The organism is Vibrio sp. 2-1-2a, from assembly GCF_032648565.1.
Classification (GTDB): domain Bacteria; phylum Pseudomonadota; class Gammaproteobacteria; order Enterobacterales; family Vibrionaceae; genus Vibrio; species Vibrio diabolicus.
The window spans coordinates 134,040-150,002 of the sequence record NZ_WBOH01000004.1 but is presented as its reverse complement, the minus strand read 5'-3'; the positions used below and the strand labels follow the sequence as shown (position 1 = coordinate 150,002).

At 45.4% G+C, this 15,963-nt stretch carries 16 protein-coding genes; 9 read left to right on the top strand and 7 right to left on the bottom strand.

Features of this window, described 5'->3' with window-relative positions; all coding sequences use genetic code 11:
• Nucleotide 1: 1 nt before the first annotated feature.
• On the top strand, nt 2-2,287 hold the full coding sequence (gene parC, locus F7Y48_RS12415) for a DNA topoisomerase IV subunit A (RefSeq protein ID WP_124008979.1): 2,286 nt from the start codon (nt 2-4) through the stop codon (nt 2,285-2,287).
• Nucleotides 2,288-2,324: 37 nt separating this feature from the next.
• Here parC and degS read toward each other — a convergent pair whose 3' ends face one another.
• The 3 genes from degS to zapG form a co-directional block, all read right to left on the bottom strand.
• Entirely contained in the window at nt 2,325-3,389 is a 1,065-nt protein-coding gene (gene degS / locus F7Y48_RS12410; RefSeq protein WP_005395921.1) for an outer membrane-stress sensor serine endopeptidase DegS, read from the bottom strand.
• Nucleotides 3,390-3,579: 190 nt separating this feature from the next.
• Complete coding sequence (locus F7Y48_RS12405) at nt 3,580-4,947, bottom strand: Do family serine endopeptidase (RefSeq protein WP_258432481.1); 1,368 nt, start codon at nt 4,945-4,947, stop codon at nt 3,580-3,582.
• Between the two features lie 203 nt (nt 4,948-5,150).
• Nucleotides 5,151-5,594: a Z-ring associated protein ZapG gene (gene zapG, locus F7Y48_RS12400; RefSeq protein WP_258432480.1), complete on the bottom strand. Its 444-nt coding sequence runs from the start codon at nt 5,592-5,594 to the stop codon at nt 5,151-5,153.
• A 195-nt stretch (nt 5,595-5,789) separates the two neighbouring features.
• Here zapG and zapE point away from each other — a divergent pair, with 195 nt between their 5' ends.
• The 8 genes from zapE to sspB all read left to right on the top strand — a co-directional run bounded on the left by zapE (nt 5,790) and on the right by sspB (nt 12,414).
• Nucleotides 5,790-6,893: a cell division protein ZapE gene (gene zapE / locus F7Y48_RS12395; RefSeq protein ID WP_316684373.1), complete on the top strand. Its 1,104-nt coding sequence runs from the start codon at nt 5,790-5,792 to the stop codon at nt 6,891-6,893.
• A 250-nt stretch (nt 6,894-7,143) separates the two neighbouring features.
• On the top strand, nt 7,144-7,572 hold the full coding sequence (rplM, locus tag F7Y48_RS12390; protein WP_012842158.1) for a 50S ribosomal protein L13: 429 nt from the start codon (nt 7,144-7,146) through the stop codon (nt 7,570-7,572).
• A 15-nt stretch (nt 7,573-7,587) separates the two neighbouring features.
• On the top strand, nt 7,588-7,980 hold the full coding sequence (gene rpsI, locus F7Y48_RS12385) for a 30S ribosomal protein S9 (protein WP_005372876.1): 393 nt from the start codon (nt 7,588-7,590) through the stop codon (nt 7,978-7,980).
• Nucleotides 7,981-8,589: 609 nt separating this feature from the next.
• The gene (gene petA, locus F7Y48_RS12380) at nt 8,590-9,180 is read left to right on the top strand and encodes a ubiquinol-cytochrome c reductase iron-sulfur subunit (RefSeq protein WP_005396462.1); all 591 of its coding nucleotides are present in this window, start codon (nt 8,590-8,592) and stop codon (nt 9,178-9,180) included.
• Nucleotides 9,180-10,445, top strand: coding sequence for a cytochrome b (locus tag F7Y48_RS12375; RefSeq protein WP_005372880.1), 1,266 nt, complete (start codon nt 9,180-9,182; stop codon nt 10,443-10,445). The genes petA and F7Y48_RS12375 overlap by 1 nt, the downstream gene beginning before the upstream one ends.
• On the top strand, nt 10,442-11,179 hold the full coding sequence (locus F7Y48_RS12370; RefSeq protein ID WP_005372881.1) for a cytochrome c1: 738 nt from the start codon (nt 10,442-10,444) through the stop codon (nt 11,177-11,179). The genes F7Y48_RS12375 and F7Y48_RS12370 overlap by 4 nt, the downstream gene beginning before the upstream one ends.
• A 96-nt stretch (nt 11,180-11,275) precedes the next feature.
• The gene (sspA, locus tag F7Y48_RS12365; RefSeq protein WP_005372897.1) at nt 11,276-11,911 is read left to right on the top strand and encodes a stringent starvation protein SspA; all 636 of its coding nucleotides are present in this window, start codon (nt 11,276-11,278) and stop codon (nt 11,909-11,911) included.
• Between the two features lie 17 nt (nt 11,912-11,928).
• Nucleotides 11,929-12,414 carry a ClpXP protease specificity-enhancing factor gene (gene sspB, locus F7Y48_RS12360; protein ID WP_031780550.1) on the top strand — a complete coding sequence of 162 codons (486 nt, stop codon included), beginning with the start codon at nt 11,929-11,931 and terminating at the stop codon, nt 12,412-12,414.
• Between the two features lie 69 nt (nt 12,415-12,483).
• Here sspB and F7Y48_RS12355 read toward each other — a convergent pair whose 3' ends face one another.
• Genes F7Y48_RS12355 through F7Y48_RS12340 form a run of 4 tightly spaced genes read right to left on the bottom strand, consistent with a single transcriptional unit; the run spans nt 12,484 to nt 15,931 of the window.
• Complete coding sequence (locus F7Y48_RS12355) at nt 12,484-13,149, bottom strand: BON domain-containing protein (RefSeq protein WP_005396458.1); 666 nt, start codon at nt 13,147-13,149, stop codon at nt 12,484-12,486.
• 21 nt (nt 13,150-13,170) lie between these two features.
• On the bottom strand, nt 13,171-13,761 hold the full coding sequence (locus F7Y48_RS12350) for a phosphoheptose isomerase (RefSeq protein WP_005372901.1): 591 nt from the start codon (nt 13,759-13,761) through the stop codon (nt 13,171-13,173).
• Nucleotides 13,762-13,764: 3 nt separating this feature from the next.
• The gene (locus F7Y48_RS12345) at nt 13,765-14,133 is read right to left on the bottom strand and encodes a YraN family protein (protein ID WP_316684372.1); all 369 of its coding nucleotides are present in this window, start codon (nt 14,131-14,133) and stop codon (nt 13,765-13,767) included.
• Nucleotides 14,120-15,931 (bottom strand): penicillin-binding protein activator, encoded by a 1,812-nt coding sequence (locus F7Y48_RS12340; protein ID WP_048626628.1) that lies wholly within the window; start codon nt 15,929-15,931, stop codon nt 14,120-14,122. The genes F7Y48_RS12345 and F7Y48_RS12340 overlap by 14 nt, the downstream gene beginning before the upstream one ends.
• Nucleotides 15,932-15,963 lie beyond the last annotated feature (32 nt).

Here is a 15,963-nt window from a genome sequence, read left to right as displayed (position 1 = left end):
GATGTCTACAGAAATTACCTACGATGGCGTCGAACAGTTGCCAATGCGCAAGTTCACTGAAGACGCTTATCTGAACTACTCGATGTACGTCATCATGGACCGCGCCTTGCCATACATTGGTGATGGCTTAAAGCCGGTTCAACGACGCATCATTTATGCGATGTCAGAGCTTGGTCTCTCTGCATCAGCAAAATACAAAAAATCTGCACGTACCGTTGGTGACGTGTTAGGTAAATACCATCCGCACGGTGATTCAGCGTGTTACGAAGCGATGGTATTGATGGCTCAGCCATTCTCTTACCGCTATCCATTAGTGGATGGTCAAGGTAACTGGGGGGCGCCAGATGACCCGAAATCATTCGCGGCAATGCGTTATACCGAAGCAAAACTGTCTAAGTTTGCTGAAGTATTGCTAGGCGAACTGGGCCAGGGTACGGTTGAATGGCAACCTAACTTTGATGGCACAATGAAAGAGCCACAAATGTTGCCAGCACGCCTGCCTCATATCCTGCTTAACGGTGTAACCGGTATTGCGGTTGGTATGGCAACAGACATCCCACCGCATAACGTTCGTGAAATCGCAGATGCGACTATTCATTTGATCGACAACCCAAAAGCAGAACTGCCGGACGTGATGCAATATGTTAAAGGTCCGGATTACCCAACAGAAGCAGAAATCATCTCGCCGCAAGCGGATATTGAGAAGATTTACCGCAACGGTCGCGGCAGCATCAAGATGCGCGCGGTATGGCACAAAGAAGGTTCTGATATCGTTATCACCTCTCTGCCACACCAAGTATCGGGTGCAAAACTGCTTGAGCAAATCGCCAACCAGATGCGTGCGAAGAAGCTACCAATGGTTGACGATCTTCGTGACGAGTCGGATCACGAGAACCCAACGCGTATCGTTGTGGTACCTAAGTCAAACCGCGTCGATTGTGATTTGTTGATGAACCACTTGTTCGCATCAACGGATCTTGAGCGCAGCTACCGCGTTAACTTGAACATGATTGGTTTGGATAATCGTCCTCAAGTTAAAGGTCTGGTGCAAATTCTGTCAGAGTGGATTGAGTTCCGTCGCACGACCGTACGTCGCCGTCTACAACACCGCCTAGACAAAGTCATGGCTCGCTTACACATTTTGGAAGGTTTGTTGGTTGCTTACCTAAACCTAGATGAAGTGATTGAGATCATCCGTACTGAAGATGATCCTAAAGCGGTATTGATGGCACGTTTTGGTATTACCGATATCCAAGCGGATGCGATTCTAGACACCAAACTTCGTCACTTAGCCAAACTAGAAGAGATGAAGATCCGTGGTGAGCAAGACGAGCTAGAGAAAGAGCGTGAGAAGCTAGAACAGCTACTCGGTTCTGAGCGTCGTCTAAACACACTACTGAAAAAAGAAATCAAAGCAGACGCAGAGAAATACGGTGATGACCGTCGATCTCCATTGGTTGAGCGTGCAGAAGCAAAAGCGCTTACTGAACGTGATCTTGTTCCAAGCGAACCAATCACGGTTGTGCTTTCTGAGAAAGGTTGGATTCGTCACGCGAAAGGCCATGACGTAGATGCAGAAGGCCTGAACTATAAGTCGGGTGATAAATACTTAGCGCACGCACGAGGTAAGAGTAATCAGCCTGCGGTATTCCTAGGTAGTGACGGTCGAAGTTACTCTCTGGAATCGCACTCGCTGCCTTCTGCTCGTAGTCAAGGTGAGCCGATTACCGGTCGTTTGAATATTACGGCTGGTAGCAGTATTCGCCAAGTTATCATGAGTGAAGAAGAGCAGCTGTGGCTGGTGGGCTCAGATGCAGGTTACGGCTTTGTATGTAAAGGCGCTGACTTGCTATCTAAAAACCGCAGTGGTAAAGCGCTGGTCACTTTACCGGCTAACTCTGAGGTCATGACGCCAAAAGCGATTGAAGATTTAGATTCTGATGAAATCTTAGCAATTACTAACCAAGGTCGCATGCTGCTGTTCCCAATCAAAGACCTGCCACAACTGGCGAAAGGTAAAGGGAATAAGATCATCAACATTCCTGCTGCTAAAGCAAAAGAGCGAGAAGAAGTACTATCTCACTTAATGTCTTTACCAAAAGGTGCATCGTTAACGCTGTACGCGGGTAAGCGAAAGTTGGGTCTTAAACCGTCTGACCTTGATAACTTCCGTGGCGAACGTGGTCGCCGAGGTGGGTTATTACCAAGAGGTTTGCAGCGAGTCACTCGCATTGAAGTTGAGCTGGATGATTCCGATACGACGGAAACACCGAGCGATAGCGAGTAACGCACAAATAAAAATCCCAGCCAATGGCTGGGATTTTTTATGCTTCTTGCTTGTCTTCGGCAATGGTGACTTTCAAGCTCATCTCTTTTCCTTTGCGAATGATGCCGACGTCCACGGTGGTGCCAGGACGTAAATCGGTGACGATATCCATGACGCTCTGACGCCCTTGCACTTTATTGCCATCAATACTGATAATGATGTCCTGCTTTTGGAAGCCTGCTGCATTGGCTGGGCCATTTGGATCAATACCAAGCACGACAATACCACCTATGTGTTCATTTCCAAGTAGGCGAGCAGTGACCGCATTAATATCTTGGCCGTCGATACCAATATAGCCACGAATCACGCGACCATCAGCGATGATTTTCTGCATGATCTTGCTGGCTAGTGGCGCAGGGATCGCAAAGGAAATACCGTAAGTTTCTAAATCGGTCGCTTGCTGGAAAGAGGCGGTATTGATGCCGACGAGCTCACCTTGAGTATTCACTAGGGCGCCACCAGAGTTCCCCTCATTGATGGCGGCATCGGTTTGAATAAATGCTTGGCGACCGTCGCTAATAGATGAGCGTCCTGTTGCTGAAATAATACCGAACGTTGTGGTTTGCCCAAGGTTGTATGGGTTACCGATGGCTAGGACCACATCACCAACTTGTGGTTTGTAATTAGAGTTAAGAGGAATAACAGGTAAATTCGAACCTTCGACACGCAGTACGGCAATATCTGTGCGTTTATCCGTGCCAACTAGCTGAGCTGCCGCGGCTCTACCGTCTTGTAATGCGACAACAATTTGGTCTGCTTGAGCAACCACATGGTAGTTGGTAATGATGTAGCCTTTCTCACTGACAATGACACCTGAACCCAGACCTTGAGTCGAGAGTTTACTGCGATCATTTTCAACATATTTACGGCTGTAGATGTTTACTACGGCAGGTGCTGCTCTTCGCACCGCCTGATTAAATGTCAACTCAACGGACGCGATATTAACAGGTTGCGGATCTAGCGCGGCAGGAATTACGTTGTTGCGCAAAGATGGTACCGCCAGTAATACCACTGCGGCAGTAGCCAAGCCTAAAAAGACAGAACGTAATAAAAAGCTGAGCATATCCTCTCCATGCATGAGCGCCAAAATGGCATAGAAGATGAAGAATAGCATTACATTGAAAAATAACAAAAGGGCAGCACGGAATCGTGCTGCCCTTTTCATTAGCTATTGAGCGATAAGGAAAAGTATTCGAGGCTTATTACTCGATGCTATGCATCGAAAACCTTATTTCCTATCACTTTGAAAGTGACTAACGAATAACAAGATAAATAGTACGTTCGCCACGCTGAATATTCAGAGCTAATACGCCTTTGTGCTTATCCACGATTGCACGAAGCTCAGCAAGGTTTTTCACGCGCTGACGGTTTACACCGATAATGATGTCCCCTTGTTGTAATTGATATTGAGCAGCCGGAGAGTTATCTGCAACGCTCGATACTTTAACGCCTTGAATTGCATCACTTGGTGTCGTATTGCTTAACTCAGCACCCTTGAGCCCTTCGTGTAATGTTTCGGCTTTGGCTTTCATATTTGTAGATTCGCCAAGCGTTACATCAAAGGTTTTATTCTTACCATCTCGAACTACACCTAACGTGATTTCTTTTCCTGCGCCCAGCGTTGCCACTTTTGCGCGGAGCTCTGAGAAAGTATTAATCGCTTTACCGTTTACCGATACAATTACATCACCGGCTTTCAATCCAGCTTTATCGGCTGCGCTGTCTGGTACGACTTGGCCAATAAAGGCCCCTTTACTTGACTCGTAACCCAATGCATCAGCCAGCTCAGAGGTTACTTCACCGCCCTGTACACCCAACATGCCGCGTTTGACTTCACCAAACTCTAGAATTTGCTCGGTGAGGTTTTTCATCATGTTGGACGGAATCGCAAAGCCAATCCCCACGTTACCGCCGTTAGGGCCTAAAATCGCAGTATTAATACCGATCAGCTCACCATTAAGGTTGACCAATGCACCACCAGAGTTACCGCTGTTAATTGCGGCATCGGTTTGGATGAAGTTTTCGAAGTTTTCAACGTTTAAGCCACTACGGCCTAACGCTGAGACGATGCCCGACGTCACGGTTTGACCGAGTCCGAATGGGTTACCAATCGCAACCGTAAAGTCACCTACGCGAAGTTTGTCGGAATCTGCGACTTTAATTTGCGTTAAGTTTTTCGCTTTTTCTAATTTAAGCAACGCAACATCGGCCATCTCATCGCCGCCAACGAGCGTAGCGTCATACTCGCGACCATCATAGAGGCGAACTCGAATCTCATCCGCGCCCTTGATTACGTGGTAGTTAGTGACGATATGCCCTTTTTTCGCATCAATAATGACACCAGAACCTAAACCTCTGAACGGGCGCTCGCGCCTTTGCTCCATCGGAAAGTCCGGTCCAAAGAAGAATTGAAATTGTTCGGGAATACGGCTGGTTTGTACTTGTTTGCCTTCTACAGCAATACTCACAACAGCAGGGGTTACTTTCTCAAGCATGGGCGCCAAGCTAGGTAACTGTTGGCCATCCACATTTAAAGGTAATGCGGCGGTGGCTTGAAGTGGCGCAATAATAGAGCCCAAACTCAGAGATAGAACGGTGAGCGCAAGCAGTGGTTTTTTCATCCAATAACTCCTCTTGAAACATGTCTGCCAAAAAGAAATATCCGAACGGTTAGTTCACTTTGTTAATAACTAATATAGGGCCTAGTTCGGATAATCAAAGGGGGAGGCAGTTCACATCCAAGTTAGAGCAAAGGTAAGGAGAAAAAGTTCAAAAAAGGGCCGATACAAATGTATCGGCCCTAATAGGTAGAGGTAAGAGAAGATTATGATGCTTTTGCGGTTACCGCTTCGGGAGCATTAATGATTTCTTTCTCTTGATCCTTTAAAAGACCCGTTGCGCCATTGGCGTAGTCTTTTGGCTGTTCGCTAAACTCTGGTTGATCTTCTGCAATAGCTTCAGAAGACATTGCCGTTTTCTTATCAAACGGGTTGTCTTGCTCTGGCAAGTTTGGCAAAAGCTCAGAAGAGGTCTTAGCCATATGTTGGTACAGCTTGGTGTAATCTTTACCTAGTGTATCCAACATTTCTGCGGTTTGTGCAAAATGATCGACGAGCTCTTGACGTTGTTGCTCTAGTTCAAACTTGGCCGCTTCAAGTTCTTTCTGCACAGACTTTTGTTTCTTGTATTCAGGGGTGGTTAGTCTACTAATGACTACGCCTACGATTGTACCGACCAGCAAACCCACAATGGCATAAATCCAAGGCATAACTGCTCCTTATAGTTGTTTTAACAAGTCTTTTACTACTTAGTTACACGCGGTGCCAGTCCATGTTACTATGGCTTGAACAGCCGATAAAGAAAAATAGCAGTATGTCTTCGGGGACTGATAACTACTTCTCTCTATTCTCAAAGTTGACCCCGAGGTAACCCTTTTCCCAGTACCTCTATACGACTTAATACGATGACACCACTACAACAATATCAAAAAGACATAGCAGAACACGGGTTTCAGCGTGATGAAGCTCAGTATCAAGCGGTCGTTGCATTAGATAAGCTTTACCATGCTATCGTTGAGTTTCAGTCAGCTCCTGTGCCCCAGCTTTCCAAATGGCAAAAGCTCATGGGGAAAAAAATCGACATGCCTGAGCCCCCAAAAGGTCTTTACTTTTGGGGAGGAGTCGGACGCGGTAAAACGTACCTCATGGATGCGTTTTTTGATGCTTTACCAACCCAAAGAAAAATGCGCGTACACTTTCACCGCTTCATGTATCGAGTACATGATGAGTTGAAGCTGTTAGGTGATGTCGAAAATCCGCTAGCAAAAGTAGCGGATAAATTCAAAGAAGAAGCGGATGTGGTTTGCTTTGATGAATTTTTTGTCTCTGACATTACGGATGCCATGATCCTTGCAACGTTACTCCAAGAGATGTTCAAGCGGCAGATGATCCTAGTCGCGACTTCAAACATCGAACCGCAGAACTTATATCGTAATGGCTTACAAAGAGCGCGCTTTTTGCCTGCAATTGATATGATTTTGGCACGCTGTCACGTGTTGAATGTTGATAGTGGCGTTGATTATCGCTTAAGAACGCTTGAACAGGCCGAAATATACCATTATCCACTTGATGAACAGGCCAACATTAATCTCAACAAGTATTATCAGCAGCTGACGGGCGAACGTCAGATCGTCGCTCATCAAATCGAAGTTAATCACCGTCAGCTTGAGGTAATTGAAGCGAGTGATGGGGTTCTGCATGCGTCGTTTGCTCAGTTATGCCAAACCGCTCGCAGTCAAAATGACTACATTGAGCTGTCCCGAATTTATCACACGGTATTATTGGCGGACGTTCAACAGATGAACCGAAAAATAGATGACGCTGCGAGGCGTTTTATCGCACTGGTCGATGAGTTTTACGAGCGCAATGTGAAGTTGATTATTTCTGCTGAAGTGCCAATGGAAGACTTATATACTGAGGGGCAGCTCGAGTTTGAATTTAAGCGCTGTTTGTCTCGGCTCACTGAGATGCAAAGTCATGAGTACCTCGCGCGTGAGCATTTGGCCTAAATCTAGTGGGTTCTTAAAAAGTGAAGAAAAAATTAGTGATTTGGCGCAAAAAAAGGTGATTTTTTCTTCGCTCTTCTCTATAATCCTGCGACCCACCGTTACTGCAGACCGGATTATCGAAGTTATTTCGAAATTGAAGGTCGAGAGTACCAACGACTCGAAGGGGTGATGACTGGGCTCTTAGACAGTGTGGGAGCACCAGAACGGTGTTCCTTAAAGTTTAAATTTTAATTAACGGGTTATTATTAGCATGAAAACTTTCGTTGCTAAACCAGAAACTGTAAAACGCGACTGGTACGTTGTAGACGCTGAAGGTAAAACTCTTGGTCGTCTAGCAAGTGAAATTGCATCTCGCCTACGTGGCAAACATAAAGCTGAATACACTCCTCACGTTGACGCTGGTGACTACATCATCGTTATCAACGCTGAGAAAGTTGCTGTAACTGGTAACAAAGCTAAGAACAAAGTGTACTACCGTCACTCTGAGTTCCCAGGTGGTCTAAAATCTATCACTTTTGAAAAGTTGATCGATCGTAAACCTGAGATGGTTCTTGAGCTTGCAGTTAAAGGCATGCTTCCACGTGGTCCTCTAGGCCGTGCTATGTACCGTAAGCTTAAAGTTTACGCAGGCGCTGAGCACAACCATGTTGCTCAACAACCACAAGTACTAGACATCTAATTGGGGATTTCGAAAATGGCAGAGAATCAATACTACGGCACTGGCCGTCGCAAAAGCTCAGCTGCACGTGTTTTTATTAAACCAGGCAGCGGCAACATTGTAGTAAACAAGCGTAACCTTGACGAATACTTCGGTCGTCCAACAGCTCGCATGGTTGTACAACAACCTCTAGAACTTGTTGAACTAACTGAAAAGCTAGACCTTTACGTAACAGTTAAAGGCGGCGGTATTTCTGGTCAAGCTGGTGCTATCCGTCACGGTATCACTCGCGCGCTTATGGAATACGATGAGTCTCTACGTCCTGCTCTACGCGCAGCTGGCTACGTTACTCGTGACGCTCGTTGCGTTGAACGTAAGAAAGTTGGTCTACGTAAAGCACGTCGTCGTCCACAGTTCTCTAAGCGTTAATTTCCTCTTATTGGAAATTCTGCTTTTCAGAGTTACTCTGGAAACTGTGTACCAAAAGCTCGGCTCTATGCCGGGCTTTTTTGTTTTTATACCAGCCTATCAATATCCATTTGTATTCACTTATAACTAGGTTCAGAGTAAGGCTTCTTCCTTACCATACGTTATAAGCTTATTTATCTGCTGTGGGTGCCTTTACGTCTTAATATCCCTGCAACATGTTTTAAAATGCCTACTCGTCTTTTTTGCGTATGCGGCGTGCTACAAAAGTGAAAATACAAACAACGTAAGTTGAATGCGCACTAAGAAATATTTTGCTGTGTAATTAACTGAAAACTACCAAGATAAAAGGTTTGAATAGCTTTCAGCAGAACTTCCATGTTGTGCTTTCTTGTTACAAATCACATCAATTTTTTATAATTCTGCCGCTTTTGTGACGACGCGAGCGATTTGCCTCACAAATGTTACAAAAAGGTAGCTTTATCTTGTCAAAAAGTAGGGTTTTCTTTATCATTTCCCTCCAATAAATAGAACTAAATTCATTATTTGTTAGCCATGCTCTTATAAGCGGAATAATAACGATCCAAAGGGAGCAAATGGGAGAATGTTTGGATGAGCAACGCGCCTTTAAATAACGGTCGCAGGCGTTTTCTAACCGCTACAACGGCAGTTGTTGGTGGGTTAGGGGCAGTCGCCGTCGCCGTGCCTTTTATCAAATCATGGAATCCGAGTGCCAAAGCCAAAGCGGCAGGTGCACCGGTGGAAGTGGATATAAGTAAAATTGAACCAGGTCAGCTGGTTCGTGTCGAGTGGCAGGGGAAACCTGTATGGATTGTTCGCCGCACTCAAAGCGTTCTAGATAACTTAAAAACGATCGGCGATAAGCTTCGTGATCCGCAATCTGAAATGGAACAGCAGCCTGAGTACGCTCAGAATGAGTTTCGTTCGATTAAGGAAGAGTTTTTTGTCGCTGTTGGTTTCTGTACTCACCTAGGTTGTTCACCAACCTATCTACCAGACTCTTTCTCAGAGCAGGTCCAGGGCGTAAGATCTGGCTTCTTCTGTCCTTGTCATGGTTCTAAGTTCGATATGGCTGGTCGAGTGTTCCAAGGGGTACCTGCTCCATTGAACCTTGTCGTTCCTAAGCACATGTATTTGAGCGACACCAAGCTCATTGTGGGTGTTGATGAGGGGGATGCATAATGCAAGCAATGTTAGACTGGGTTGAAAAGCGTATTCCTGCAATGAATGCTTATAAAAAGCATTTGTCTGAATACCCAATGCCTAAGAACTTCAACTTTTGGTACCTTTTCGGTTCTCTGGCGATGCTGGTTCTGGTTAACCAAATCCTAACGGGTATTTGGCTAACGATGAACTACGTTCCTTCTGGTGACGGTGCGTTTGCTTCTATCGAGTACATCATGCGTGATGTAGAGTACGGTTGGCTTCTACGTTACATGCACTCAACTGGCGCATCTGCGTTTTTCGTTGTTGTGTACTTGCACATGTTCCGTGGCCTGATCTACGGCTCATACCAAAAACCTCGTGAACTACTGTGGATCTTCGGTATGTTGATCTTCCTTGTTCTAATGGCTGAAGCATTCATGGGTTACCTACTGCCATGGGGTCAGATGTCATACTGGGGTGCACAGGTAATCATTTCTTTGTTTGGTGCGATTCCTGTTATCGGTGATGACCTAACGCTTTGGATCCGTGGTGACTACATCATCTCTGGTGCAACGTTAAACCGTTTCTTCGCACTACACGTTATTGCACTGCCTATCGTTCTGCTTCTTCTTGTGGTTCTGCACGTATTGGCGCTGCACGAAGTCGGCTCAAACAACCCTGATGGTATCGAAACTAAGCTACCAAAAGGTTCAATGGGCGATGATTACAAGACACAGTTCAAGTTCCACGATTACTACACGAAGAAATACGACATTATCGACTCTATTCCTTTCCACCCATACGGTACGGTTAAGGACTTAGTTGGTGTGGCTGGTTTCTTGTTCTTCTTCTGTTACGTGCTGTTCTTTAACCCAGAAATGGGAGGATACTTCCTTGAACCGCCTAACTTTGAAGCGGCCAACCCACTGAAGACACCAGAGCACATTGCTCCTGTATGGTACTTCACGCCGTTTTACGCAATTTTACGTGCGGTTCCAGACAAACTATTAGGTGTTATCCTAATGGGTGCGTCAATTGCAGTGCTGTTTGTTCTACCTTGGTTGGATCGTTGTAAAGTTCGTTCATACCGTTACCGTAGCAAACTTCATCTGTTGAATATTGTACAGTTCACTATCGCCTTTATCGCTCTGGGTATTTTAGGTGCGTTACCTGCAACACCAACGTACACACTACTATCTCAGATCTTTAGCTTGTGTTACTTCATGTTCTTTGTGTTGCTGTTCTTCTACAGCAAAAATGAAGCAACCAAACCATTACCAGAGAGGGTGACATTCAAATGAAGAAGTGGATTGTAATTCTATTTGCTATGTTGCCATCACTAGCGATGGCAGCGGGGGCTAACGTTCCGCTTGATAAAGCGAATGTTGACCTAACGGATAAAGCTTCGCTACAAAACGGTGCGAAGTTGTTCATGAACTACTGTTTTGCTTGTCACTCAACGCAGTATCAGCGTTATGAGCGTGTAGCAACAGACTTGGAAATTCCAACAGACTTAATGAAAGAAAACCTGATTTTCAATCCTGAAGCGAAAATCGGTGATCTAATGGTCAACGCAATGCCACCGAAGCAAGCGGCAAACTGGTTTGGTGCTCCACCACCAGATCTTACGTTGGTTGCACGAGTTCGTGGTGCTGATTGGTTATACACTTACTTACGCTCTTTCTATGTTGATCCATCTCGTCCATTCGGCGTGAACAATATTGTCTTCCCGAGTGTTGGTATGCCACATGTGCTCGAAGAGCTACAAGGCATCCCGACGCCGATTTACGATACGAAAATCGTAGATGGCGAAGAAGTACAAGTTGTTGTTGGTACTGAAACAGATGGTACGGGTGAGCTGAGCGAAGGCGAATACGACAAAGCGGTTGGTGACCTAGTGAACTTCTTGGTTTATTCAGGTGACCCTGTGCAGCTTGAGCGTCATGCTTTAGGTTGGTGGGTAATGGGCTTCTTAGTGCTTCTAACCATCGTTGTCGTGATGCTCAAGAAAGAGTATTGGCGCGATGTGCATTAATTGTGCTAAAATACCGTGCTAATTCCCAATTTTAATTGATGTACAATGGAGGCTTAGCCTCCATTGTTTTTATTTGTAAGTGTACTGGAGGGCTCCATGGCTGTAGCTGCCAATAAACGTTCTGTGATGACTCTTTTCTCAAGTGCATCAGATTTGTATAGCCATCAGGTTCGCATTGTACTAGCTGAAAAAGGCGTAAGTGTTGAAGTTGAGCTTGTTGATGAAGCAAACCTTCCTGCTGAGCTTGTTGAGCTAAACCCATATAAATCAGTGCCAACTCTTGTTGACCGTGAGCTAGCTCTTTACGATTCAAAAATCATCATGGAGTACTTGGACGAGCGTTTCCCTCATCCACCTCTAATGCCGGTTTACCCTGTTGCTCGCGGCAACAGCCGCTTGATGATGTACCGTATCGAACGCAACTGGTATTCACTCGCTGAAAAAGTGATGAAAGGTAATGCGGAAGAATCAGAAAAAGCACGCACAAAGCTGCGTAATGATCTTCTGACGTTAGCGCCAATTTTTGCTGAATATGAGTACTTCATGAGCGAAGAATTCAGCTTGATCGACTGTTACCTAGCTCCATTATTGTGGCGTCTGCCTCAACTTGGTATCGATCTGGTTGGCCCTGGTTCAAAAGAAATCAAGGTGTACATGAACCGCGTATTTGAACGTGATTCGTTCCTTGCTTCTTTAACTGAAGCTGAACGTGAAATGCGCCTAGTTCGCTAAGCTATTTTAAACACGTTATGGATATTGCAAAAATGACTGCTCGCCGCCCGTATATGCTTCGCGCATTTTACGATTGGTTAGTAGACAATGACTTGACTCCTCACTTGGTTGTGGATGCAACGATGCCGGGCGTACGTGTACCGGTTGAGTTTATTCAAGATGGTCAAATTATTTTGAATATTGCACCACGTGCGGTGGGTAATCTTGAGTTAGGTAATGATGCGATTACCTTCCATGCTCGCTTTAGCGGTCGTCCACACTCAGTAATTGTGCCTGTGTATGCTGTCCAAGCTATTTATGCGCGTGAGAATGGTGCTGGTACTATGTTTGAACCAGAAGAAGCGTACACTCACATCGAAGAAGAAGCGATGACCGAGGAAGAATCATCCCCATCGTTTACAACGGTTAGCGATGAGCCTTCTGAGTTAGCCTCTGATTCGGATGCCGAAGAGGATGATGCTCCTCGACCAAAAGGTAAACCAAGCTTAAGAGTGATTAAATAATAAAAAAGCAGCGTAACGCTGCTTTTTTCTTTTTAGTGTCTTGACGTGTTTTCAAGTGATATTTCGCAATTACTCAATCGTAAATGCTTCGACGTTGGCTTCATTTTCCGCGTTTGTCTCACTTTCTATTGTTTGTACACCGTCACTCGGTAAGTCCACTTCAACAGGTTCCATTTCGCCATATTGGAACCCTTTAATGACTTGTTTTACGCCAGAGATATTACGCGCGATTTCTGTCGCTCGCTCGCCTTGCTCTGGTGTGACATAACCAAACAGAAAAACGTCGCCGTCTTCAGTGATCACTTTAACCTTAACGCCATTGAGTTCAGAGTCGGTCAGCAAGGCTGATTTTACTTTGGTTGTGATCCAACTGTCGTTGCTAATTTGAGTGACAGTGAGTGGCTCTTTTTGTTTGATTTGATTGTGTATGACTTTCACACCACTAACTTCTCGAGCTCTTCGCTCTAAAGCATGAATAAGGTCTTGCGTTGGAGCCTGACCCATAAGAACAACCGTACCGTTGTAGGAGCTGGCAACCACACGAACTTCACCTTTAAACGGCGCCTTATTACCGATCGCCGCAACTTCGAATTCGATGTTGTTGTCCTGCCAAATTTGTTTTGTACTGCGTGTGTCCGTGACAATATTTGCTGTGGTTGCAGCGCCAGCGATAAACAAGCCAGCGCAACCACTTAAACTCAATGCTGTTAATAAGATAACGAGGCTACGTATCATAATTCTGACCCTCAGTCTTGGTTACTCTTCATGAGCAGGGAAAAGCACCTGGTCAATAAGATCACAAAGACAATGGAGTGTCACCATATGTACTTCGTGAATACGTGCAGTGCGGTGTGATGGAATGCGAATTTCGACGTCGTTCTCACCAAGCAGTCCTGCCATCTCACCGCCATCTTTGCCTGTTAGCGCGATAATCGTCATGTCTCGAGTTACGGCCGCTTCCATCGCTTTGATAATATTTTTGCTGTTACCGCTAGTCGACATGGCAAGCAGAATGTCGCCTGGCTGGCCAAACGCTCGTACCTGTTTTGAGAAAATTTCCTGGTAGTGGTAGTCGTTTGCAACAGCGGTCAGGGTTGTATTATCGGCTGTTAAGGCCATTGCAGGCAGGCTAGGGCGCTCAGTTTCAAAACGGTTTAAAAGACAAGAAACAAATTGTTGAGCGTTTGAAGCACTGCCGCCATTACCACAACATAAAATTTTGTTGCCATTGAGCAAGCTTGAGACCATCGCTTGGGCCGCGTGAGTAATGGCATCGGGCAGCGCCTCTGCTGCTGCGATTTGAATTTGAATACTTTCTGTAAAGCTGTCTTTAATGCTGTCTAGCATCGCTTATCCTTCAGAGATTGCGTTTTCTATCCAGTTGATATCTCGCCCATTGTCATGAATAGCGATGACATCAAACCGATAATCGATATTGTGTTTTAAGCGCTTTTGTTGGCTAAGCCAAACTTGTGCAGTTTTGATTAGCTTGCGCATTTTTGCGTGCGTTACCATTTCTACTGCTGAGCCAAAGTGATCATTCTTACGATATTTGACTTCAACAAACACGATAGTTTCACCTTGTTGGAAGATTAAATCAATCTCACCGACCTTGGTCAGGAAATTTTGTTCAATAAAGCGCAAGCCCTGGCGTTGCAAATAGTGCTTCGCCAGAGCTTCATATTGATTTCCGATTTGGCGCTTACTAAAGAGCCCCACGCTCAGCCCAGCTCAATTCACGCTGTACAACACAGTTGTTGTCGATACTTAAAATACCGGTTTGGCCACCGACTGAGTAACCAGGAACGACCTTCATTTGTGGAAGTTCACCGATCAATTTATATGCATCCATACCGAGTGCTTTCAAACGTTTTTCCATGTTAGATTGCTCTGACCAAAGCTCGTTCATTTCAGCGGTCACGCTAGGATCTGGGTCAATCAGCAATGGAATGTCACTGTAGATGATGCCTGTTAGATCTTCGTATGTCGCGCCGCCACTGTTGCTACGCGAACTAGAGAAGATTTGTGGTGCTTTCGCATCAGGGTTAATCGCTACTTCGATAAACGGCTTGATCAAAGTCAGCTCAGTGCTTCTAGCTACGATATAAACCGCATCAACATCACGACGGCTACGTGGCTGTGTTTCAAGCTTAATTCGCATTAATGATTGCATCTGGGCGATACGCTGCTTGCTCTCTTGCAGGCCAAATACTTCATTGATGTCTTTTTGAAGTTGGCGCTTGTCACCAAAGTAACTTGCTGCGACTTTGTTAGAGCTGTACTTTCGCCATTCTTTGTTGAAAGCCTCAGTTACACGCTCTCCAAAGCTGCCTTTTGGTGCAAGAATAAGAGGGAAGTTGTAGCCTTCGCTGAACAAGTGTTTTGCAGCTTGTGCGGCTTCTTGTTCCGGTGATAATGCCAAGTAGCAAATATTGCTATCTGGTTGCACATCCTCGGGAATATTTAGCGCAAGGGCTGGAATGGTAGGGCCATTTGCTGAGCCATCCATGGTTGTGTGTAACAACTCCACGTTCTCTTTTTCTAGAGGGCCAACAACAAAATCGATGTTTTCATTGATCAAGCGTTGTTTAATTTGGTCAGCGTTATACGCATTGGTGTCAATCACCGTAAGTGTTGCACTAGGATCTCGATTACGATCATTCATCATCGCAAACACAAAACCATCACGAATTAATTGCGCTTGTGGCGAGAACTTACCCGTCAGCGGCAGCAATAAAGCAGTATTGTTTGGCTTCACGATATCAAGAGAGAGAATGTTTTGAATCTCTTCTGGTGTGTAGATAGCAGCAGGGTGCGAAGGGTTTTCGCTTAACCAGCGCTCTAGCGTATTTTTAAGTTGGGACAGGTTGCCCGATAGCGTTTTTGCATAAACAGCCAGCTGAAGCCAGCCGTCTAGAACATCCTCATTCGGCTCTGTTTCTAATGAGGTGAGTTCATATTCTGAGTAGCTGCCAAAGTTCATCCAAATACGGCTAGAGATTTCCCTCTGCTCTGCTGACGAGGCGTATTGACCAAATGCAACCAGCTGGCGGTTTGCTTCAAACGCTTGGTTAAGGCCTTGATAAGCGTCGGCACGCATCAAGTAATAGTCTTTCCATTGCTCGTTTGGCAATTTCCACCAAGGTTTAAAGTTTAACAATTGCAGCAACTGCGAGTAATTGCCTTGCTTTTGCTGTATGGTCGCACGCGCCAGTTGCCACTCCGCTTGCTGAACTTCGGTCAACTGTTGTCGAGCCAGACGTTTGATCAACAGTTCTGCTTGATCAAACTGGTTCGCTTGAATAGCGGCTTTGGTTGCCATGATCAACCAGTCATTTTGTAAACTGCCTTCCGTGCTATCAGCTTGGATCATATAGTTCTGAACAGACTGAGTAGGCTCAAGTGTTACATCAACGCCATCAGGCTGTCTTGGACCTGAAGAACAGGCGGCGAGCGTAATTGCTAGTGCAACAGGAGTAAGTATGCGTGGTACACTGAGTCTCTTATGGTTAATCATTGCCGTGAGTTCTCTATAATTTTGTACAAAAT